Annotated in this window: 21 protein-coding genes and 2 tRNA genes; 11 read left to right on the forward strand and 12 right to left on the reverse strand. The window is 64.3% G+C overall.

All coding sequences use genetic code 11. From position 1 onward, the window contains the following. Positions 1-2: 2 nt before the first annotated feature. On the reverse strand, positions 3-971 hold the full coding sequence (locus ACS8YF_RS00705) for a polyprenyl synthetase family protein (RefSeq protein WP_440848293.1): 969 nt from the start codon (positions 969-971) through the stop codon (positions 3-5). Between the two features lie 161 nt (positions 972-1,132). Between ACS8YF_RS00705 and rplU the strand changes: the two genes are divergently transcribed. The 4 genes from rplU to proB all read left to right on the forward strand — a co-directional run bounded on the left by rplU (position 1,133) and on the right by proB (position 4,051). Further along, on the forward strand, positions 1,133-1,447 hold the full coding sequence (rplU, locus tag ACS8YF_RS00710; protein WP_109995450.1) for a 50S ribosomal protein L21: 315 nt from the start codon (positions 1,133-1,135) through the stop codon (positions 1,445-1,447). Between the two features lie 41 nt (positions 1,448-1,488). Then, positions 1,489-1,752 carry a 50S ribosomal protein L27 gene (gene rpmA / locus ACS8YF_RS00715; RefSeq protein ID WP_440848294.1) on the forward strand — a complete coding sequence of 88 codons (264 nt, stop codon included), beginning with the start codon at positions 1,489-1,491 and terminating at the stop codon, positions 1,750-1,752. 108 nt (positions 1,753-1,860) lie between these two features. After that, entirely contained in the window at positions 1,861-2,931 is a 1,071-nt protein-coding gene (gene cgtA / locus ACS8YF_RS00720; protein WP_440848295.1) for an Obg family GTPase CgtA, read from the forward strand. Continuing rightward, a complete protein-coding gene (gene proB, locus ACS8YF_RS00725) occupies positions 2,918-4,051 on the forward strand; it encodes a glutamate 5-kinase (protein ID WP_440848296.1) in 1,134 nt (377 codons plus the stop codon). Before cgtA ends, proB begins: the two co-directional genes overlap by 14 nt. 479 nt (positions 4,052-4,530) lie before the next feature. Here the strand turns inward: proB and rpsT are convergent, their stop codons facing one another. After that, positions 4,531-4,800 carry a 30S ribosomal protein S20 gene (gene rpsT / locus ACS8YF_RS00730; RefSeq protein ID WP_440848297.1) on the reverse strand — a complete coding sequence of 90 codons (270 nt, stop codon included), beginning with the start codon at positions 4,798-4,800 and terminating at the stop codon, positions 4,531-4,533. A 145-nt stretch (positions 4,801-4,945) separates the two neighbouring features. Between rpsT and murJ the strand changes: the two genes are divergently transcribed. Genes murJ through lspA form a run of 3 tightly spaced genes read left to right on the forward strand, consistent with a single transcriptional unit; the run spans position 4,946 to position 7,982 of the window. Continuing rightward, complete coding sequence (murJ, locus tag ACS8YF_RS00735; protein ID WP_440848298.1) at positions 4,946-6,517, forward strand: murein biosynthesis integral membrane protein MurJ; 1,572 nt, start codon at positions 4,946-4,948, stop codon at positions 6,515-6,517. Positions 6,518-6,540: 23 nt separating this feature from the next. After that, positions 6,541-7,479, forward strand: coding sequence for a bifunctional riboflavin kinase/FAD synthetase (locus ACS8YF_RS00740; RefSeq protein ID WP_440848299.1), 939 nt, complete (start codon positions 6,541-6,543; stop codon positions 7,477-7,479). Next, positions 7,476-7,982, forward strand: a complete 507-nt coding sequence (gene lspA / locus ACS8YF_RS00745; RefSeq protein WP_440848300.1) for a signal peptidase II — start codon at positions 7,476-7,478, stop codon at positions 7,980-7,982. The genes ACS8YF_RS00740 and lspA overlap by 4 nt, the downstream gene beginning before the upstream one ends. A 38-nt stretch (positions 7,983-8,020) precedes the next feature. Here lspA and ACS8YF_RS00750 read toward each other — a convergent pair whose 3' ends face one another. From ACS8YF_RS00750 to ACS8YF_RS00775, 6 genes are read right to left on the reverse strand one after another with little or no spacing between them, the layout of a single operon-like run. Continuing rightward, complete coding sequence (locus ACS8YF_RS00750; protein ID WP_440848301.1) at positions 8,021-8,470, reverse strand: type IV pilin protein; 450 nt, start codon at positions 8,468-8,470, stop codon at positions 8,021-8,023. Between the two features lie 2 nt (positions 8,471-8,472). Next, on the reverse strand, positions 8,473-12,591 hold the full coding sequence (locus ACS8YF_RS00755; RefSeq protein WP_440848302.1) for a pilus assembly protein: 4,119 nt from the start codon (positions 12,589-12,591) through the stop codon (positions 8,473-8,475). Further along, positions 12,591-13,187 (reverse strand): pilus assembly PilX family protein, encoded by a 597-nt coding sequence (locus ACS8YF_RS00760; protein ID WP_440848303.1) that lies wholly within the window; start codon positions 13,185-13,187, stop codon positions 12,591-12,593. Before ACS8YF_RS00760 ends, ACS8YF_RS00755 begins: the two co-directional genes overlap by 1 nt. Then, positions 13,184-13,975 (reverse strand): PilW family protein, encoded by a 792-nt coding sequence (locus ACS8YF_RS00765; RefSeq protein WP_440848304.1) that lies wholly within the window; start codon positions 13,973-13,975, stop codon positions 13,184-13,186. Before ACS8YF_RS00765 ends, ACS8YF_RS00760 begins: the two co-directional genes overlap by 4 nt. Further along, positions 13,972-14,520: a type IV pilus modification protein PilV gene (pilV, locus tag ACS8YF_RS00770; protein ID WP_440848305.1), complete on the reverse strand. Its 549-nt coding sequence runs from the start codon at positions 14,518-14,520 to the stop codon at positions 13,972-13,974. Before pilV ends, ACS8YF_RS00765 begins: the two co-directional genes overlap by 4 nt. After that, on the reverse strand, positions 14,517-15,020 hold the full coding sequence (locus ACS8YF_RS00775) for a GspH/FimT family pseudopilin (protein ID WP_440848306.1): 504 nt from the start codon (positions 15,018-15,020) through the stop codon (positions 14,517-14,519). Before ACS8YF_RS00775 ends, pilV begins: the two co-directional genes overlap by 4 nt. 165 nt (positions 15,021-15,185) lie before the next feature. Between ACS8YF_RS00775 and ACS8YF_RS00780 the strand changes: the two genes are divergently transcribed. Continuing rightward, positions 15,186-15,332, forward strand: coding sequence for a hypothetical protein (locus ACS8YF_RS00780; RefSeq protein WP_440848307.1), 147 nt, complete (start codon positions 15,186-15,188; stop codon positions 15,330-15,332). Positions 15,333-15,407: 75 nt separating this feature from the next. On the opposite strand, the gene ACS8YF_RS00785 is transcribed toward ACS8YF_RS00780, so the two are convergent. Continuing rightward, positions 15,408-15,483 (reverse strand) — tRNA-Thr (locus tag ACS8YF_RS00785). A 212-nt stretch (positions 15,484-15,695) separates the two neighbouring features. Here ACS8YF_RS00785 and ACS8YF_RS00790 point away from each other — a divergent pair. The 3 genes from ACS8YF_RS00790 to ACS8YF_RS00800 all read left to right on the forward strand — a co-directional run bounded on the left by ACS8YF_RS00790 (position 15,696) and on the right by ACS8YF_RS00800 (position 18,844). Then, a tRNA-Ser gene (locus ACS8YF_RS00790) sits at positions 15,696-15,785 on the forward strand. An 82-nt stretch (positions 15,786-15,867) separates the two neighbouring features. Continuing rightward, positions 15,868-16,887: a class I fructose-bisphosphate aldolase gene (locus ACS8YF_RS00795; protein ID WP_440848308.1), complete on the forward strand. Its 1,020-nt coding sequence runs from the start codon at positions 15,868-15,870 to the stop codon at positions 16,885-16,887. Positions 16,888-16,987: 100 nt separating this feature from the next. Further along, complete coding sequence (locus tag ACS8YF_RS00800) at positions 16,988-18,844, forward strand: patatin-like phospholipase family protein (RefSeq protein ID WP_440848309.1); 1,857 nt, start codon at positions 16,988-16,990, stop codon at positions 18,842-18,844. A 15-nt stretch (positions 18,845-18,859) separates the two neighbouring features. Here ACS8YF_RS00800 and dapE read toward each other — a convergent pair whose 3' ends face one another. Genes dapE through dapD form a run of 3 tightly spaced genes read right to left on the reverse strand, consistent with a single transcriptional unit; the run spans position 18,860 to position 21,179 of the window. Continuing rightward, positions 18,860-20,002 (reverse strand): succinyl-diaminopimelate desuccinylase, encoded by a 1,143-nt coding sequence (gene dapE, locus ACS8YF_RS00805; RefSeq protein ID WP_440848310.1) that lies wholly within the window; start codon positions 20,000-20,002, stop codon positions 18,860-18,862. Next, entirely contained in the window at positions 20,002-20,355 is a 354-nt protein-coding gene (locus tag ACS8YF_RS00810) for a Spx/MgsR family RNA polymerase-binding regulatory protein (RefSeq protein WP_440848311.1), read from the reverse strand. The genes dapE and ACS8YF_RS00810 overlap by 1 nt, the downstream gene beginning before the upstream one ends. Next, entirely contained in the window at positions 20,355-21,179 is an 825-nt protein-coding gene (gene dapD / locus ACS8YF_RS00815; RefSeq protein ID WP_440848312.1) for a 2,3,4,5-tetrahydropyridine-2,6-dicarboxylate N-succinyltransferase, read from the reverse strand. The genes ACS8YF_RS00810 and dapD overlap by 1 nt, the downstream gene beginning before the upstream one ends. Positions 21,180-21,192 lie beyond the last annotated feature (13 nt).

The following is a 21,192-nucleotide window of genomic DNA, read 5'->3' on the forward strand; positions in this document are numbered from 1 at the left end:
GGTCAGGACCGACGCTGGACCGAAAATTCGGCCAGCAGAATCAGGGCGTCCTTGAACTGCGTCGACTCGAACGGGGCCAGGCAATCGATCGCTGCGTTGGCTGCCTCGTCGGCGCGGCCGAAAGTGTATGTCATCGCATCGGTGGATTCAATCGCTTTTTTAATCGAATCCAGCGCGCCCAGGTTGGCGTCCCGAATTGCCTGGCGCAGCGGCGCCGCTTCAGCCTCGGGCGTGCGCGCCAGCGCGCAGATCAGCGGCAGTGTCGTCTTGCCTTCTGACAGGTCATCGCCGAGATTCTTGCCGTAGCTGTCGTCGCCATGGCCATAGTCGAGTGCGTCGTCGATCACCTGGAAGGCGATGCCCAGATGGCGCCCGAAATCGGCCATCGCCTGGCATTCGGCCGGCGTGCGCCCCGCGATCAGCGCGCCGAGACGGCAGCCGGCGGCGAACAGGCTGGCGGTCTTGCGGTCCACCACCTCCAGATAATCGGATTCGCTCAGGTTCGGGTCATGCGCATGCATCAACTGCATGACCTCGCCTTCGGCGATGCGGTTGGTGGCGTCGGCCAGTATCTTCATCACCTCGGGCGAGTCGAGCTCCACCATCAACTGGAAGGCGCGCGAGTAGAGGAAGTCGCCGGTGAGCACGCTGGCATCATTGCCCCAGACGCTGTTGGCGGTTTCCCGCCCGCGGCGGAGCGTGGATTCATCCACCACGTCGTCGTGCAACAGGGTGGCGGTGTGAATGAACTCGATGATCACCGCCAACAGGTGATGAGCGCTGCCCTGATACCCGGCGGCACGCGCGGCGAGCACGACCAGCGCCGGGCGGATGCGCTTGCCGCCGCTTGCAATGATGTATTCGCCCAGCGTATTGATGAGCACGACATCGGAGCTCAGCCGTTTACGGATCAGCGCGTCGACTGCGCGCATGTCATTTTCGACCGGCTGAAACAGCGGCTGGATATTCATCTGTCCGGGATCGCAAAAACAGCGGCAAACTTAGGGCTGCGGCTGCTATCTGTCAAGAAAGCGGGCGCCGCACACAAGCGTTGACCGGCGCCGCCCAAAGCCGTATCATTCGCGCTCTTTAAACGGGCCGAACAAGCCCGCAACCTGCGTTTGGAGTGGACATGCACGCGGTAATCCGTACCGGCGGTAAACAGTACAGGGTCGCCGAGGGCGATGTGGTGCGCGTCGAGAAGCTCGATGCCGAGGCCGGCAGCACGATCGAACTGGCCGACGTATTGCTGATCTCCGACGGCGAAAACGTCCAGGTCGGCACGCCAGTGCTCGACGGCAAGGCAGTGTCTGCCGACGTGCAGAGCCATGGCCGCGCCGACAAGGTGGAAGTGATCAAGTTCAAGCGTCGCAAGAAGTATCGTCGCACGCATGGTCATCGCCAGCACTACACGCAGCTCAAGATCACCTCGATTCCGGGCGCTTGAGCGCATCGGCATCGACACCCTCGAACCGGAGGAACTAGCTCATGGCACATAAAAAGGCAGGCGGCAGTACCCGCAATGGCCGGGATTCCGAATCCAAACGCCTCGGCGTGAAGAAATTCGGCGGCCAGCAGGTCAAGGCCGGCAACATCATCGTTCGTCAGCGTGGCAGCAGCTTTCACGCCGGCTCGAATGTCGGCACCGGCAAGGACTACACGCTGTATGCCAGCATCGACGGCACCGTGGATTTTTCCGTGAAAGGCCCGCGTAACCGCAAGTTCATTTCCGTGGTTCCGGCCGCCGACTGACAGGCGATCGGTGCGCGATCGCGAAAGCCTCGCTCCGGCGGGGCTTTTTTATGCTTGCTCGTACTGTTGTGATAAGCCGGTCATCATCCCGCGCTGAGGGCGGACCGCATGAAATTCGTTGATGAAGCCAATCTCCGGGTCGAAGCTGGCGACGGCGGCCATGGCTGCCTGAGTTTTCGGCGTGAGAAATACGTACCGCACGGCGGCCCCGATGGCGGTGATGGCGGTGATGGCGGCAGCGTCTACCTGATCGCCGATCACAACCTCAACACGCTTTACGATTATCGAATCAACCGCGTGTTCAAGGCCGAGCGCGGCGGTAACGGCGCGGGCAAGAACCGGACCGGTGCCAAGGGCGACGATCGTTATCTGCCCGTGCCGGTGGGCACGCTCTGCTACTCGCGCGAGACCGACGAGCTGATCGGCGATCTGACGCACGACGGCGAGACCGTGTGTGTGGCCCAGGGGGGCTACCACGGGCTCGGTAACGCCCGCTTCAAGTCGAGCACGAATCAGGCGCCGCGCAAGACGACCGACGGCACGCCCGGCGAGATCCGCGAGCTGCGCCTCGAGCTGAAGCTGTTGGCGGATGTCGGGCTGGTCGGGCTGCCGAACGCCGGCAAGTCCACGTTGCTGTCGTCCATTTCCGCGGCCCGGCCGCGAATCGCCGACTATCCGTTCACGACCCTGCAGCCGCAGGTGGGTGTGGTCGCCGCCGGGCCGCTGCGGAGTTTTACCCTGGTTGATCTCCCGGGGTTGATCGAGGGGGCGGCCGAGGGGATCGGCCTGGGGCACCGCTTCCTGCGTCATGTCCAGCGGACACGGCTGCTGTTTCATCTGGTCGATGCCGTCGATATCGAAGGGCGCGATCCGGTGGCACAGATCCGCACGATCACCGAGGAACTCGAGCGATTCAACCCGGAACTCGCCAGGCGCCCGCGCTGGCTGTTGCTGAACAAGGTGGACGCCCTGGATGCCGACGCCGTGGCGGCACTGCGTGATCGCGTGGTGACAGCGCTGGACTGGCAGGGGCCGGTCTACACGATTTCCGCAATCAATCCGGATTCGCTGCGCGTGCTGATCGAGCAGGCGATGGACGCACTTGAGGCGGAATCGGCACAACAGGATGCCGACAGCGGCCATGACGATGCCGAGTCGCCGGACGATGAGCACGCGTGACCGCCTGACCGGCGTGCGTCGCTGGGTCGTCAAGATCGGCAGTGCGCTGTTGACGGCAGACGGCCAGGGGCTCGACCGCGACCGGCTCGATGAGTGGGCGCGTCAGATCGCGGCACTGGCAGCCGGCGGCAGTGAGGTGGTGCTGGTCTCCTCGGGGTCGGTGGCGGAGGGGATGGTGCGTCTGGGCTGGCATTTGCGCCCGCAGCGTCTCGACGAATTGCAGGCGGCCGCATCGGTCGGCCAGGCCGGGCTCGTCGAGGCATACGGCCGCGCGTTCACGACCTTCGACCGCCGGGTCGCCCAGGTGTTGCTCACGCATGACGATGTCTCGCATCGCGGACGGTATCTGAACGCGCGGCGCACGTTGATGACGTTGCTGGGTCTGGGCGTGATCCCGATCGTGAACGAGAACGACGCCATCGCGATGGAGGAGATCCGGGTCGGGGACAACGATACGCTGGCCGCATTGGTGGTCAATCTGATCGACGCCGACGGCCTGATTATCCTCACCGATCAGGCGGGGGTGTACGAGGCCGATCCGCGAATTTACCCCGATGCCGGCCTGCTCCATGAGGTCGAGGCCTATGCGCCGGAACTGCTCGGCATGGCCGGTGCCGGCGGCGGTGCACTGGGCCGGGGCGGCATGCAAACCAAGATCCGGGCTGCGCGCCAGGCGGCCGACTCCGGCGCCATGACGGTGATCGTCAATGGCCGTGAGTCGCGCGTGCTGGAGCGGGTGGTGGCGGGCGAGGCGCTGGGCACGCTGTTACTGCCACGCCCGGGCGGGCGGCGCGCGGCGCGCAAGAACTGGCTGGCCGGCCAGCGCCGGGTGCGTGGGCGTTTGCATGTCGACGCGGGGGCGGCCCGTGTCCTGCGTGAGTCGGGCCGCAGCCTGTTGCCGATCGGCGTCACGCGGGTCGAGGGGGATTTCCGGCGCGGTGATCTCGTGGTCTGTGTGGCGCCCGAGGGCGTCGAGGTGGCGCAGGGACTGGTCAATTACGATGCCCGGGAGGCCCGGTTGTTGATGGGCCAGACGAGTGAGCGTATCCCGGCCATCCTCGGCTACGATCGGGAGCCGGAATTCATCCATCGCGATAACCTGGTGACGATATCGCGCTAGCGTGCGTCATGGATGCGGGCGCTTTTGCCGGGCAGGGCGCGGTGACGCGCCGTATCCGGGCATGCGGTGAATGGCGGCAACGCCGCACGGCGCTAAAAGAGTCGAAATAGGACGATGCATCGGCGTGACAGGACATTGGCTCCTGTCGCGGGTGTCGGCCCGGCATTCAATGCCGTCGCGGCCGCCGGGACGGTCGCTGCCGCAAGGCATTCGAGCGCCCGCTGTCCGGCGTTGCCGTGTGCCGGGGCGGCACTACGTACGGCGCGTTCGCGTGCGTGCCGCCGGCTCTCGCGAAAGCCTGCATGTGTGTGGCTGGGCGCGCCGCCCCTTGGTTGTGGGCCGGGACGTTGTGGTGCGGGGCTCGGGCGGATTCACGGCGCGCCGGCAGGCGGCCGCGTCCATGGCGCAATCGCCGACGCGTGCGTCGGACACAAAAAAGCCCGCCGGGGCGGGCTTTCATGCGCGGGGCGCGGCAGCGATCAGGCCTGGGCCATCGCCTTGATCTGCGCATTCAGGCGCGACTTGTGACGCGCGGCCTTGTTGCGATGGATCTGCCCCTTGCCGGCCATGCGGTCGATGACCGGCACGGCGCTCTTGAAAGCTTCCTGCGCGCTCGACAGATCGTTCGCGGCAATGGCTTTCTGCACCTTCTTGATATGCGTACGCACGAGCGAACGCTGCGCCATGTTGCGCTGACGATGTTCGGTCGCCTGGCGGACGCGTTTGCGGGCTTGGGCAGTATTCGCCACGGACAGCTCCTGAAATATGGGTTGGATGCCGGAAAGGCGCGCGATTATGGGTTCTGCGCGCGCCGTTGTCAACTTGCACGCGCGTGTTTCGACTCGCACGCATTAAAGGCTATAGTGCGCAGCGTTTCGGCTTCGTGCATTTGCAATGGCTTCATCTCTGGCCCGATCGACCAGCGTCGTCGGCGCGATGACATTCTGCTCGCGCATTCTGGGTTTTGTGCGCGATGTCACGCTGGCGGTGATGTTCGGGGCCGGCCCGGCGATGGACGCGTTTCTCGTGGCCTTCAAGATCCCCAACTTCCTGCGGCGCCTGTTCGCCGAAGGTGCGTTCGCGCAGTCGTTCGTGCCGGTATTGTCGTCGACGCGCAACCAGGAGAGCGGCGACGATGTCAAGGCGCTGGTGTCGGCGGTGGCGGGTACGCTTGGCGTCATTCTCATCGGTTTGACCGTGATCGGCGTGATTGCAGCGCCGCTACTGATCTATGCCTTTGCGCCCGGATTCGCGGATTCGCCGAGCCAGTTCTCGCTGGCGGTTGACATGCTGCGGATTACCTTCCCTTATCTGTTGTTCATATCGCTGACCGCGCTGGCCGGCGGGGTGCTCAATACCTATGGGCAGTTCGCGGTACCCGCGGTCACGCCGGTGCTGCTCAACATCTGCATGATCGGCGCCGCGCTCGGGCTGTCGCCCCTGTTCGCACGCCCCGAGATCGCGCTGGCCATCGGGGTCTTCATCGCCGGGGCGGCGCAGCTCGCATTCCAGATTCCATTCCTGATCCGCATCGATCGGCTGCCGCGGCCACGCTGGGCGTGGGCGGACGCGAAGGTGCGTCGTATCCTGCGCCTGATGCTGCCGATCATGTTCGGCTCATCGGTCGCACAGCTTACGTTGCTGCTGGATACGATCGTGGCTTCCTGCCTGGCGGCCGGCAGCGTGAGCTGGTTGTACTATGCCGACCGGCTGATGGAATTCCCGCTGGGCATCTTTTCCGTGGCGATCGCGACGGTCATTCTGCCGACGCTGTCGGCGCGCCATGCCAGCGCGTCGACGGCGGCGTTCTCGGCCACGCTCGACTGGGCGCTCAAGCTGCTGGCACTGCTTGGCCTGCCGGCGATGGTGGGTTTGTTCGTGCTTGCGGGGCCCCTGGTAGCCACGCTTTTCACTTATCGCTCGTTCAATGCGCACGATGCGCTCATGAGCCAATACGCATTGATGGCGTACTCGCTGGGGTTCATGGGGTTCTCGCTGGTCAAGGTGCTGGTGACCGGGTTTTATTCGCGCGAGGATTCGCGCACGCCGGTGCGCTGCGGCGTGATCTCGATGATCAGCGGCATGGCGATGAATCTCATCTTCGTCGGTATCTTCCTGTACATGCGTTGGCCGGCGCCGCATGCCGGTCTGGCGCTGGCTGGTTCGCTGGGCGCATTCATCAACGCGGGCCTGTTGTTTCGCCACCTGCGCGCCAGCGGTGCCTATCAGCCGGGTGCCGGCTGGGCGGCGTTGTTGTGGCGTGTTGCGCTGGCGTGCATCGTGATGGCGGTGGCGTTGCACGTGGGCGCCGCCACCACAATGGTCTGGGAATCGCGTAGCGCGCTCATGCGCGCGGCCTGGCTGTCGTTCTGGATCGGCGTCGGCGTCGCGATTTATTTCGTCGTGCTCGGGCTGGTCGGCATCCGGCCGCGCCAGTTTCGCCTGGGCCACGGCTCGAGTCAGTGATCGGGAGTGAGTGGGAAAGCCTGATGCGCATTATCCGTTCCGTACGCGCCGCGCCAGTCCAGCCGCAGGGTTGCGTGCTGACGATCGGCAATTTCGATGGCCTGCATCGAGGGCATCAGGCGGTGATCGAGCGCGTGCACGAATGCGGCGCCGCGCTCGGCCTGCCGGCCGCGCTGATGACGTTCGACCCGACGCCGCGCGCCTTCTTCATGCCGGATGATCCGCCGCCGCGGCTGTCGTCGCTGCGCGAAAAAATGGAGGATGCCGCCGCGCTGGGCATCGATCTGTTCGTGCGGGCGCGTTTCGACCGGGCCTTCGCCCAGCTGTCGCCCGAGTCGTTTCTGGACGATCTGATCCAGCGACGGCTCGGCGCGCGTGCGATCCTGGTGGGGCGCGATTTCCGCTTCGGTCATCGGCGCGCGGGCGATATCCATACGCTCGAACGCTTCGCCGAGGCGCGCGGCGTCGAACTGCTGCCCGTGCCGGATGTCTGTGTGGATGGCGAGCGCGTCAGTTCGACCCGTGTGCGCGAACGCCTGGGCGTGGGCGACGTGGTGGCGGCCTCGCGGCTGCTGGGCCGCGCCTACCGGATCACCGGGCGCGTGGTGCACGGCGAGCAGCTCGGGCGAACGCTCGGCTTTCCCACCGCGAACCTGCGCCTGAAGCGCCCGGCGGCGCTGCGTTACGGCGTTTATGCGGTGCGCGTGCAACGGGCTGACGGGCGTGCGCATGCCGGCGCGGCGAGCTTCGGCGTGCGCCCGACGGTCAACGGCCGCGATGAGCTGCTGGAGATCTATCTGCTCGACTTCTCGGGCGATTTATATAGCCAGCGGATTGACGTATTCTTCGAGCACTTCGTACGGGCCGAGGAGCATTACGACTCCCTCGACGCGTTGACCCGTCAGATGCATGCCGACGTCGCCGAGGTTCGACGGCTGCTGGATAACACGAGTTCGCAATGAGTCAATTCCGAGACGACGCCGGGGCCGAACGGGGCTTTGAGTTGCAGAACGTGCACTGGCTCTGGCTATCGGCACTGGTGATCGCGGCCGATCAAATCACCAAGCAGCTCATCGTCAATCATTTCACGTTGTACGAGTCGACGCCGCTGTTGCCCTGGCTCAATTTCACATTGGTGCACAACACCGGCGCGGCCTTCTCCATGCTGCGCGGCGCGACGCCGTGGCTGTTCGTGGGGCTCAGCGTGGCCGTGGTGATCGGTATTCTGGTCTGGATGCGTCGCCACCCGCACGACAGCCGGTTGTTGGCGGCGGCGCTCAGCCTGGTGGCCGGCGGCGCGCTCGGCAACGCGATCGACCGCGCCACGCGCGGCTTCGTGGTGGATTTCGTGGATTTCCACATCGGGGCATGGCACTACCCCGCATTCAATCTGGCGGACAGCGCCATCTGCATCGGCGCGGTGCTGATTGCGGTGGACATGCTATGGCCCAGGCGTAACGGCTGAGCGCCGTACTCGGGTCATCGGCCCGGCGGGCGCGGCGGCTACCAGCAGGTATCGGAAACGTCCTGCCCGCTGGCGTTCGTTGCTTTTTTGGCGCCGGTCTGATCGATGGTCATGGTGCGGCAGGTATCGTTGACCTGATCGGCCTGCGCGGTGGCCCTGATAGTGTATTTGTCGTTGTTCGTGCCGGAGACGCTGGCACTGACCTTATAGAACCCGTTCTCGGTGGTGCTCGGCAGGCCCAGCTTGTTCATGCTCGCCGTGTACTGGTTCTGTACCGAATAGTACTTCTCTTCTTCATTGGCAGCCTTGAGCAACAGGCTCTTGGCGTTTACCCGGCGTGCTTCGCGAACGTGGGAGAGATAGCTCGGATAGGCGATGGCCGCCAGGATGCCGATGATCGCCACCACGATCATCAATTCGATGAGCGTGAATCCGTTTTGTAGCCGGCCAGGAGCGCGCCGCTCCCGATAGCGTCTGAATCTGCGCATGGTCATCGTCGAATCTCGTGCCAGGACCGGCGACCGTTGAGGAAGTCCCGGGCCAGTGTAATGGTTGCGGTGCCGCCGCCGGTCAATGGTGTCTTGATCACCTGTGTGCCGTGGACGAGGTCGTTGAAACTCGCTCCCCGGCCGGGCGAACCGCTCTTCGAGCCGAAGCCGACGCCGGCCACGCGTGGCGTGCTGGCGTCCTGCTCGTTCACGACCCCGTCGCCGTTGACGTCGAAGATATTGTTGGCCGCCGGCCCGCCATTGACCCGGCTTACCGCCATGAAATACCCGTTGCTGGTGAGTGAGCAGGTCTGGCGGTTGATCACGGTGGTGGAAAATTCCACGTTATCGCCCACGATCGACGCTGGATTGAGCACCGCTTCGCCGCTGTCCTGTGGTAAATCGATGGCCCAACCACGGTCCGCGATCTTGCCGTTATTGTCGATGTAGGTGACCGGATTGTCCGTTACCGTCCGGTAGCTGAGCCCCGCAATGCCGTTGCCGGGGCTGATCGTGCTTACCGACTGCGACACCAGTTGATCGCGGGTGACGAACCAGTTATCCGGCCGGGGCGGGGCATTATTGGTGCCCAGATCGTAGGAGATCACCTCCGGATCCCAGACGCCGTAGAAACTGTTCGGCGTGGCGCTCTGGTTATCATTGAGTGGCTGGATATCCTGGCCGGTGCCGAAGTAGACCATCACGCCGTAGCCGATACCATTCGGATGGGCGGCGACCTGCACCTGGGTGGTGATCGGCTGAATACTGCCGTTGGACGCCTTGGCCTGGAATATCTTGTGAACGGACCAGTCGCCCGGATTGCTCGATGTGAGATCGAAACGCCAGACATTGCCGTACAGATCGCCAGCGTAGACATAGTCGGTGACATGGTCGCCGTCGATATCGACAGGAAAGGGCGTGGCCAGGCCGTTGCCCTGGGCGCCGTTGACCGGCGTCGCGCCGGTGGTCAGGTGGGCGATCTCGTGGCCGTCGGCGATATCGACGATATAAAGCGATGCGCCGTAGTTGTCGCTGTTGTAACCATTGGCGAATATCGCGGCCCATTCGCCATTGTGCAGACGCACGATGGACGGTTTCCCGAAGGTCTTGCCGAGCCCGGGGGCCTTGAACTCCCAGCGGACGATGCTGCCGGCATTGGACTCGCTGAAAGTACTCGGGTCAGTGATATCGAGCCCATACACCGTGTTACCGCCGTTGCGCAGACCGCCGACGAGCATGGTGTGCCATTTACCGTTGAAATAGGCCGGGCCGGCGGTGGTTTGACCGTCGACGAAGGAACGATGCGCGTAGGATGGGCTGGTCAGCGGGTCGGCGCCGCCGGCCAGCGAGTCGAGCAGGGTGTTCGGGATATAAGCCAGTTTTTCGGCGCCGGTCTTGGCATCAAAGCCATGCAGCATGCCGTCGTTGGCGCCGACATAGACCATGGGCTCACGGCTGGCCTGTTGCGATACGAAACTCGATGAGCTGCTCGGGTTGTAATAGGTCTGCCCGCTGTTCTCGGGCATGGACTGGTTCGGGTAGAGCTGGTCGTGCCACGTGCCGGCGTAGCGCAGCGGTGTGGGCGTGCCGACATAGGTCGGCACCGAGTTGATGATATCGCCGAGTACGGTATCGCCACGATTACGGTAGATCCGGCCGTTGGCGATGTCGTTGCTGGCGCCGGTCTGTTCCTTGTCGCGGTGGCCGCGCAGATAAGCGATGGCGTCGGGTGTGAGGCTGGGAATACCCGCCGAGGCCAGGCCGGCGGATGTGAATGGCACCCCCGATACCGCGCCGCCGGTGGTCGAGCTGTTGCTGCGCAGTGAGGTCATAATCGTGCGCCCATCGCTCGTAGTGGCCCCTTTAACGCCGGTCAGAAGCGACGCCGCGCTCCACAGGCGGTCCGATGCAGCCGTGGACCCGGTCTTTGCGTTGAAGGCAATCAGGTCGCCCGTCCAGTGGGTGGTTTCGTACTGTGTTTGAAAGACCACCGAATTGGATGTCAGCGATGTGCTGTTGCCGGTGGCATTGGTCAGCGTCTCGCCGCGACCGAGAATCTGGTTCAGTGCCGACGTGAATTTGCCGGCCAACTCCTGGGGCGAGGACGCGTTGAGCAGCGCGCCGCGGGAATCGATCGCTGCGTGCCACAGATCATCGATTTCCTGCGGCCCCGAGGTCGGCAAGTTGCCGGGTGCATAGCGGTTGCCGCTGTAGGAGCTGAGATACCACGGTGGCGGATTGGCATATGGGTCTTTATTCTGCGCCGCGTAGGCACTATTGCCGAAGATATAACCGCTTTGCCCGAGGGTGATCCCGAAGGTGGTCATATGCGGCTTCTGTTCGCAATCGACCGATTCGTCGCCCGGGCAACCCTTGGGCAGCGGCAGAACTGCGGCATCCCCGATGTTGCTGGGCGGGTTGAGTTGCTTGTAGAACCGCATGGCAATATCCGCCATCGTATTCGTATAACGATCCGGAATCGGGGAATGGTTGCCGGTGCCGTAGTTGCCGTCGACATTGCCGACGCGGCTCACGGTGCCGTTATTGTATCCATCGGTGAAAAGCAGTGCGTAGTTGCGTTGGCAGGGCGACTGGATAATATTCGGGTTGTTTTCCAGCTCTCGTCCCAGGTAGTACAGGGCGGGGCGGTTGGGCGTGCCGAGCGCCTGGCTGAAATCCAGGCCATAAATCGATTCGTAGAAGTCCCGGCGGACCCCGCCGCTTTCGTCGCCCACCGCCGGCAGGCTCGTCATGGTCAGGTAGGACGAGCCGTTGTACATACTGCTCAGACGGTTTTTAGCCTCCGTGATCGTACAGCTGCCGACGCGCACGCGGCCGATCTGTTTGAATGCCCGAGTGATGCCGCCGCGGATGGCGAGGCTGCGCTTGCGGTAATAGGTAAACCAGTTGGCGAAGTTCTGGATCGCTGCATTGTAGGCGGCGGTTGATGTGAAGTTCGCGGGCTTGATTTCATAGCCGTATAAAGACTGACCGTCCGGACCTTGGCCCTGAATTTTAGGCGCGCCTGTTTTCCATCCGAAGTTGGCGGGAAGAGGGGTTGATTGTTTTAAGTAAAACGTTGCAGGGAAGTATGCGACGCCGTAACTGGTGGCGTAAGAGACGCGGTGATCTGAGTTATCCGCTATGAAGCCAGTGGATTGGCTTGTTGTTGGAATGTTTTTCTGCGCATAAAACGTATAGCCATAGTAATTGCATTGTCTGTTATAAATTTCTGTTGTTGTGGCATAGTACGCATACCCGCGCCATTGGTTATAACAGATGTTGTAATAAGTAGCTGAAGAGGTTGTTTGTGTTGTGTGGTAATACTTGGTGCCGGCCGGTATGACCATGCCCGGTTGAAAGTCGAACTTTTCTCCGTTGGCAGTTGATTCTTTGGTCTGCGTAAGGTCTATCGTTCCGGATTTGATCTCGGGGTCGTAGTACGCCGCACTTGGATTGGAAGGGTCACGGTTTACCCAGGGCGTGTACTGCGTGGCGGGGTTGAAATAGGCCTTGTTGAACTCCGGGTCGCGGGCGAAGCCGAAGGCGGGAATCGGCGGCAAGGCGAGATAAGCCGAGTAGATTCGACGGTCGCGGTAGGTGCAGTTGCTGCCGTAGCAATTGTTGTAGCCGTTGGGGAAGAGGTAGACATAACCGGTGTTGCTGTTCTGGACATAACCGCCGTTGGACCAGAACGACCGGCTGTAACCGTCCCAGAACAGGACGCCGTCGTCGGTGGGAAACAGCGTTTCAAAATCCATCGAGCCGGAGTTGTCGACCGCGACCAGAATGTTCGGTGCCAATCCCGAGCCGGTTACGACCGGCTGGTCGGTCAAATTGATGGCCGAGCTGCTGGCCGCGGTGGCACGTTGTGCCGCACAGGCGAGCGTGATCACGACGATCAGAAACAGTAGCTCGATCAGGCGCGGTCGGGCGTTCTTGTGCGGCATCGGCATCCCCCTAGCGTCCCTTGACGCGAGTTCGCGCCATGTGGTGCGAGTGTCTTGTTGTGCCCGGCAAGGCGTGGCGATCAGCCGTATCGGGGCCGCGGCGCATGGGTGCGCGGCCACACGGTGCGAAGAAACGCCGAAATCCTGCGATGAATTCAGGTTGCAGGCCATTAGGTGGTGACCTGGTAAATGCTCTGCACGACGGCCCGGGACGCTGGCGAACGCCCGTCTGCTCGAGCCGTGATGCGAAAGAGTATGACGGTGCCGGCCGAGCCCGGGTTGAGATCGTTCGCCTGCTCGCGCACGTATTCAACAACGTATTGCACGTTCAGACCGGTGCTGCTCGCATCGGCCGGCAGTTGATAGCTGCTCACGCCGGCCTGGGACCAGAACTGGTCGGAAAGATAGTAGCTCGTCGAGTCCGATGTGCCAGAGCCCGCGGGGATGACGGTGAGCCCGGAAGCGCTGGTATCGCAGCCGCTGTTTGCAGCGGCGCTGGTGCCCGCGGTGGGGTTCATGACCGGGTTGCACTGACGAAAGCCGGTCGAGGCGAGCAGCGTTTCCACGTGACTTAGGGCGGAATCCGCGGCGTCCAGGGCGCGCGACTTCTCTCGCTGATTCGTGGCCATGCGTTCCTGTAGCGTCGAAGAGTTGATCGCCGAAACCGCCAGCAACGTCAGAACGACGAGAAATATGAGGCTCGTCACCAGAATGAAGCCGTCCTGGCGTCTGCTGGCGACGGGCGTCGCTGGGCGGGGCATGCTCATGGGCTCGGGTTCCGGATCGCGATCGTACGATCAACGAGCAGGCGGGCGCGGCGATCGGTGGTCTCGAAGGTCGAGCCATCGCTGAAATCGTACTTCTGGTCGACGGGCTGTGACAGCGCGGGATCGTTGTCGGCACTGTGCAGCAGCAGCTGGATTCGAACACTGCGGACCTCCCGGGCCTGGGTGCCGGTCAGGGTGGTGACGTAGTGATCGACCCCGGCGGTACCGTTGGTGTTCAACCCGTAGCGCACCTTGAACCGGTCGACGTTCTCGACGATTGGCTGCGTTGTCGATCCGCCGTTGCTGAATTTGGTGCATTCCAGGGTGTCGTTGCCGTTGACGAAGAACTCGAAGTCGGTGGTCTCGGCGGATTGGGCGGTGCCGACCGAGCCACCGAGGCAATCACGCACATCCCCGCGTGCCTGGAAACGCATGCGCAGCGCATCGTTGTCCCCATCGGCATCGGTGGCGCCGGTGATGTAGGCGCCGTCGGGGTAATTGGCCGTTTTCTGGTTCGAGGTTGCGGGGAAAATCGTGGTTTCGGCGGCATCCAGCTCCGTGCGATAGCCCGCGTGGGCGATCGCGTGGCTGAGAACGAACTCCGCAAGGCGCGCGTTTTCCTGTAGGTGCGCGGTGGCACGCTGGGCGTCGAAACTGGCGCGATTGCTCAGCAGAATCTGCAGCACGCCGGCCAACAACAGCAGGCCGATCACCAGCGCGACCATGAGTTCCACCAGCGTGAAGCCGCGTTGGTTCGCGGGCTGGCGCCCCGTCACGACACCGCTCACGGCTGGACCTCGATGGAATAACAGCGCAACCCCGTGCCGACACCGCCTCCGTTGCTCGCGTTCGGGCAGGCCGACACATCGCCGGTGCCGCTGCCGGCCGCCGCATCCCGGCCCCGCCAGAGTACGGTGACATCGTAGATGCGACATGGGTCGTTGCTGCCGGGATTCGTGGGCGAGACACAGCTGACGTCCCCTCGTCCACCGGGCAGGGTGTTCGCCAGCGTCTGTTGCCATTCCCAGGCGTCGTAGCTTGCCATGGCCGATGGATCACACACGGATTGCGTGCAATCAGTTTGCGGCTGCGTCGTGCCGCTGTCGGAAATCTGCGCGTAGACCAGCGAGGCATCTGCCGCAGGATTCGCCCGTATACGGTCGGCGATATCGTCGGCCCCGATACTGGCCAGCGTCTGCGATTTCGATACATGCGTGTTGACGATGGCCACGGTCTGAAGGCCGAGCAGGCCGAGCAGGCCGATCGAGATCACCACGAGTGCCACCAGGGCCTCGAGCAGGGTGAAACCGTTCTGGGGCGCCGGCGAGGTCATGGCGTGCTGCTGTCGACGCGTCCGGTCGAGGCCACGGTGACCGATGTGCTGGTCCGGCCATCTTCGGTGGTGGCGGTAAAGGTTCGTCCTATGATGGCGAATCCGTCCGCGTTGAAACTCAAGGGCACGTCGTGGTTCGCGATCAGTTTGACGCCGGAGCCGGTGGCGCCGTGGACACGAAGCATATTGCTGGCGCTGGGTGAGGTGTCGGTCGTGCTTGGATCCGGCGCGTAGATGATCCAGCCGTCGCTCCAGACGCCGTCGTCGCGGCACGTTGTCTGGTTCTGGCTGGCGCAGACATAGACCGTTGTGCCACGGCTTACCGCTGCGCTGCGGGCATAGTTCAGGGAGCCCACGAGATCGTTGACGTTGCCCGCCAGACTATTGCGCGTGACCAAGCTGCGATACGACGGAATCGCGAGCGTCAGCAACACTATGGCCACGGCAATCGTGACCATGAGCTCGAGCAGCGTGAATCCGCGGATGTTGGCGGCCCCCATTGTGCCTTCCCCTTTGTTATGTTCTTAGCTTAGTCTGTTTTCATCCCGTGGCGCAGCATCGCTCGACGAGCGCTGGCGCGCAGCCGATGGACGGCGGTGGGACCACCGCGCCCCGATGGCCGCCACACAGCGGGGGGCACTTAAAAAGGTGCGGAGGATGTACTTGTGAGCGAACATTGCCGGATGGCCGAGGGCGATGCCGACGGCGCGCCCACCGCGGGGCCGGACAACTTCAACACGCTCGCGCTGGTCGAAGCGGCCTATCGGTCGGCGGCGAGCGGCGACAGTGCCCGCCCCGAACGGTGGCGATAGCAGGCAAGTGCCCCCGCGTTATCGTGGTTGGCCCATGAAAAAGCCCCCGAGCCGATGACGCGGGGGCTTTTTATCTGGTGCCGGGAAGAGGAATCGAACCTCCGACCTACTAATTACGAATCAGTTGCTCTACCGACTGAGCTATCCCGGCGAAACTTGCGAGGCGCGGAGTATAAAGAAAGCGCGCGAATCGGACAACGCCCATGCGCGGCCGGTCGGCGGTGGGACCGTGACCATGGGAAAAGCCCTGGCCGCGCGGCTTGCATGGCGGCATACTGCGGCTCGAAAATAGCGTCGTGAGGCGTCGGCCGGGCGCGGTTTCGCGAGTCCCCGGCGATTCAGCCAACGGTCCATGGATTTTTGGGAGAGGTGGCAGAGCGGTTGAATGCACCGGTCTTGAAAACCGGCAGGGGTGCAAGCCCCTCGTGGGTTCGAATCCCACCCTCTCCGCCATACAACAAATTGCGCGTATTCGTGGCGTGGCCGGGAGAGGCTGCGACACCACCGTTACCACTACTATGGAGGATAGAGCGCAATGCAAGACCAGGTTTTGATAGACACCGCTCGTCAGTTGATGACGTACGGCAAGGGGCTGCTGGCTGCCGACGAATCCACCGGTACCATCAAGAAGCGACTCGACAGTATCAACGTCGAATCGACGGAACAGACCCGCCGGGCCTATCGCAATCTTCTGTTCACGACCGCGGGCGCGGAAGAGTTCATCAGCGGCGTGATTCTGTTCGAGGAAACGCTCTTTCAGAAAGCCGACGACGGCACGCCTTTTCCGGAATTGCTGGCCGGCAAGGGCATGATTCCCGGGATCAAGGTGGACCAGGGTGCCAAGCCGTTGGCGGGAAGCGCGGAGGAGAAAGTCACCGAAGGCCTCGACGGGCTGCGCGAGCGCCTGTCGACCTATGCCGATGCGGGCGCGCGTTTCGCCAAGTGGCGCGGCGTGATCGATATCGCGGAAAACCGGCCGAGCGATTATTGCATTCAGGTCAATGCGCATGCGCTGGCTCGTTACGCCGCGCTGTGCCAGGAAGCGGGCATCGTGCCGATCGTCGAACCCGAAGTGCTCATGAACGCCGAGCACTCGATCGAACGCTGCCAGCAGGTGACGGAGGCGGTGCTCGATGCCGTGTTCGCCGAGTTGAAACAACAGCGTGTGCTGCTGGAAGGCATGCTGCTCAAGCCCAACATGGTCGTCTCGGGTAAATACTGTGCCGAGCAGGCCGGGGTGGACCAGGTGGCGGACGCCACGCTGCAAAGCCTGCGGCGTTGCGTGCCGGCCGCGGTGCCCGGCATTGTTTTCCTCTCCGGCGGGCAGGACGATGAAGACGCTACGGCGCATCTGGATGCGATGAATCGCCGGGGGCCGCAACCCTGGACGCTTTCGTTCTCGTTCGGTCGTGCGCTGCAGACGCCGGCGCTCAAGGCGTGGGCCGGGCAGACGGATAACGTACCCGCGGCCCAACGGGCGTTTCTCAAGCGTGCCCGCAACAATGGTGCGGCGGCGCGCGGCGAGTACAACCCCGACATGGAAGACGCGGCCTGACCGCTGGTCGGAACGGCGCTTCCGTGGCCCGGGCCGTGATCGGCCCGGGCTTTTTTATGCACGTACCGCGAGCCCCGGTATTGCCGATACACTGAAGTCTATGGATACGCAGGCCATATTGCGCGCCAACCCGCTGTTCCGGGATCTCGACCGCCGCGCGCTGCGCACCATCGCCGCGCGCGCGGAGTGGGTGGAAATCGGGGGCGGGGAATATCTGTTTCGAGCCGGCGACGACAGCGATGCGCTGTATGTGATCGTCAGTGGCCGCATTCGTGTCGTCCGCCCGCGTGACGACGGGCCGTCGATGCATATGGGTGAGCTTGGCGCCGGCGAGATGGTGGGCGAGATCTCCATCATTCGCGAGCAGAAGCATTCCGCCGATGGCCTCGCCATGCGCGACACGCAGCTGCTGCGGATATCGCGCGCGCAGTTCGAATCGTTGGTCTCACGTTACCCGCAGGCGATGCTGCAGGTGACCCGGCTGATCGCGGATCGCCTGAGCGACATGTCGCCGATGGCCAGCCGCGACAGCGTGCAGAGCGGCCGGACGTATGCGGTGGTGCCGGCGCACCCCGGGGTGGACGTGGCGGGGTTTTCGCGCGCGTTGTCCAGTGCGCTGGCGGCGTATGCGCCGACATTGCGTATCGACGCCTCGCGCGTGGATACGGCGCTGGGCGATGGGACGGCCGAGGCCGACCTGGGCGCGGGTGAGTCGCACCGGGCGCTCACCCGCTGGCTGACGCAGCTCGAGGAACGCTACCGCTACCTGATCTATCAGGGCAGCGCCGAGCCTGACGCCTGGACACGCCGCGGGCTGCGCCAGGCCGACCGCGTACTGATTGTCGCTTATGGCGAACAGCGGCCGTTTGTCTCGCGCAATCTGGCTTGGTTGGGGGAGCAGGCGCTGCGCGCGCCGATGGAGGTCGTGTTGCTGTACGGCCAGGACGATGAGTATTCCGCACTCGGCTGGCGTCGGGTGGCGCGTGCCGGCTTTCATCACCGCGTGGCGCGTGATTATCCGCCGGACCAGATGGCGCGTGTCGCGCGGCTCGTCTCGGGCCGGGCGAATTGTCTGGTGCTTGGCGGCGGCGGGGCGCGCGGCTTCGCCCACGTCGGCCTGGTGCGGGCCATGCACGAAAAGAACATCCCGATCGATGCCGTGGGCGGCACCAGCATGGGGGCGCTCATCGCCGGCATGATCGCAATGGGTGACGACGCCACCACCATGCTGGCGCGCCTGCGCGAGACGTTTGTCACCGGCAAGTATCTCAATGATTATTCGCTGTCGCGCATCTCGTTGATCACGGCGGAGAAATTCCGCCGGCAACTGGGCGCGATCTTCGGCGACCGGCTGATCGAGAACCTGGATATCCCGTTCTATTGTCTGTCGACCAACCTGTCGCGCAGCCTGCCCGTGGTGCACGACGAGGGCGAACTCGCCACCTGGGTCGCGGCGAGCATGGCCGTGCCGGGCATTGCGCCGCCCACCGTCCATCGCGGCGAATTGCTGGTGGATGGCGGCCTGCTCAATGCGATTCCCTTCGACACCATGGCCGAGATGGGGCGCGGGCACGTGATCGTCTCCGACGTCAGCAGCGAGTCGACGCTGACCGTGGAAATGGCCGACGATTCGCCCACGACCTCGCTGCTGTCACTCGGCGCGGCCGGGCGACACCTGAACATGTTCCGTATTCTGTTCCACACCGCCACGCTGTCCAGTGACCGCGAACGCCGGGAGATCGACGCGCGTGCGGACCTGGCGCTGCACATGCCGGTCGAAGGCATCGGCATGTTCGACTGGGACACGCTCGACGATGTGGTCTATCGTGGCTACTGTCACGCCGACCAGAAGCTGGACGAATGGCGGGCCGCCCTCGAAGCCGCGGGCGAGCGCGGCGATGCGCTGGGCCGGCCGGCCATGGCCGGGCTGCGACCGACGCCGCTGTCCACGGTCTGACCGGCCGTCGGGCGGTCACGAACCGCCGAGCAGTGCCCCGATCAGCGCGTAATAGACACCGGCCAGCTGATCTACATGGGCTGCCTCGATGTGTTCGTCGATCTGATGGATCGAGGCGTTCAGCGGCCCCAGTTCGATGACTTCGGCGCCGGTCGGCGCGATGAAGCGGCCGTCCGACGTGCCGCCGGCGGTCGAAAGCGTCACGTCGTGGCCGCAGCACTGGCGAATGGCACGGCGCGCGGCATCGATCAGGGGGCCGCTCTCGGTGATGAAGGGCTCGCCCGACAGGCGCCATTCGATGGCGTGGGGATCGACGCCGTGGCGGCCGCAGTAATCGCATACGACGGCCTGAATCGACGCGGCGCTCTGCAACGGCGAGAAGCGCCAGTTGAATACCGCGTCGGCGTCGCCGGGAATCATGTTCTCGGCTCCGGTGCCGGCGCGCAGATTGGAGACCTGGAAAGACGTCGGCGGGAAGAAGGCATCGCCGTCGTCCCAGCGATGCGCGGTGAGGTCGTGCAACAGGCCGATCAGGCGGTGCAGGGCGTTGTCGGCGCGCTGCGGATAAGCGACGTGGCCCTGTCGTCCGCGCACGCGGATGCGGGCGTTGAGACTGCCGCGACGCCCGTTCTTGATCGTGTCGGCCAGCTCATGGCTGCTGGAAGGCTCGCCCAGCAGACAGAAATCGATGCGCTCGCCGCGTTCTGCCAGCCAGCGCATCACGGCCCGCGTGCCGTCGATGGCCGGGCCTTCCTCGTCGCTGGTCAACAGGAATGCGAGGCGGCCAGGGTGACCGGGCTGTTCGGCGCGAAACCGCTCGGCCGCGCACACCATGGCGGCGACGCTGGATTTCATGTCGGCCGCCCCGCGGCCGTAGAGCCTGCCGTCGACGATCTCGGCGGCGAACGGATCGTGCGACCACTGTTCGGCCGGCCCGGCGGGCACCACATCGGTGTGCCCGGCCAGGCAGAGCAGGGGGCCGGATTTGCCGGCCACGGCCCACAGGTTGTCGACCGGGCCGAACCGCAGGCGCTGGATCGCAAAGCCGGCGGCTTCCAGTCGGTCGGCGAGCAGATCCTGACAGCCGGCGTCCTCGGGCGTGACCGAGGGGCGGCGGATCAATTCGCGGGCCAGATCGAGCGCGGGCGTTTCCGGCATCAACAGCTGCCGCCGGTGAGCGCGTTTTCGTAGCGCGCCCGCGAGAATCCGGCCAGCGTTTCGCGCGGCGTTTCCAGGATCGGCCGCTTGATCAGCGTGGGATGGGCGAGCAGCACCGGCATCGGATCGGCCTCGGCCGCCGCACGCTGGTCGGCGTCGAAATCGCGCCAGGTCTTGCTGCGCTTGTTGAGCAGCGCCGCGTCGCCCAGCGCTTCGCGCCAGGCGTCCAGGCGTTCGCGGCTGACGCCGTCTTCGCGCACATCGATCCAGGCATAATCGATGCCGGCGTCATCCAGCCATTTGCGGGCGCGGCGACAGGTATCGCAGGTCTTGATGCCAAACAACTGCCGCATTATTCGACGTTGCGCAGCAGTTCGTTGACGCCGACCTTGGCGCGGGTCGAGGCATCGACTTTCTTGACGATGATCGCGGCGTTGATGGAATAGCGCCCGTTGTCGCGCGGCAGGCTGCCGGCGACGACCACCGAGCCGGCCGGTACTTCGCCGTGGATGATCTTGTCGGCTTCGCGGTCGTAGATCGGGGTCGAGGCGCCGATGAAAACGCCCATCGAAATCACCGAGCCGCGGCCGACGCGCACGCCTTCGACAATCTCCGAGCGCGCGCCGATGAAGCAGCCGTCCTCGATGATGGTCGGCGCGGCCTGCAGCGGCTCCAGCACGCCGCCCAGCCCGGCGCCGCCGGACAGATGCACGCCTTCGCCGACCTGGGCGCAGGAGCCCACCGTGGCCCAGGTATCGATCATCGTGCCGGCGCCGACATAGGCGCCGATATTCACATAGCTCGGCATCACCACCGCATTGGGTGCGATATGCGCGCCACGGCGTACCATGGCCGGCGGCACGATGCGCGCGCCCTGTTTCCTGAAGGCCGCCTCGTCGTAGTCGGCGTACTTGCCCGGCACCTTGTCGAAATACTGGGTGTGCCCACCGTCGATCGGCGCGTTGTCGCGCAGGCGGAACGACACCAGCACGGCCTTCTTGAGCCATTCGTTGACCTGCCAGCCATTGGCCGTGGGTTCGGCGACACGGGCCGAGCCGTCATCGAGCATGGCCAGCGCGGATTCGACCGCCTCGACGATGGTCGGGTCGGCCGAAGCCGGCGACAGTTGGTCGCGGTGGTCGAAGGCGTCCTCGATGATCTGCTGTATTCCGGCCATGGTCGTTTCGCTC

This window comes from Salinisphaera sp. SWV1 (assembly GCF_052044155.1).
Taxonomy (GTDB): domain Bacteria; phylum Pseudomonadota; class Gammaproteobacteria; order Nevskiales; family Salinisphaeraceae; genus Salinisphaera.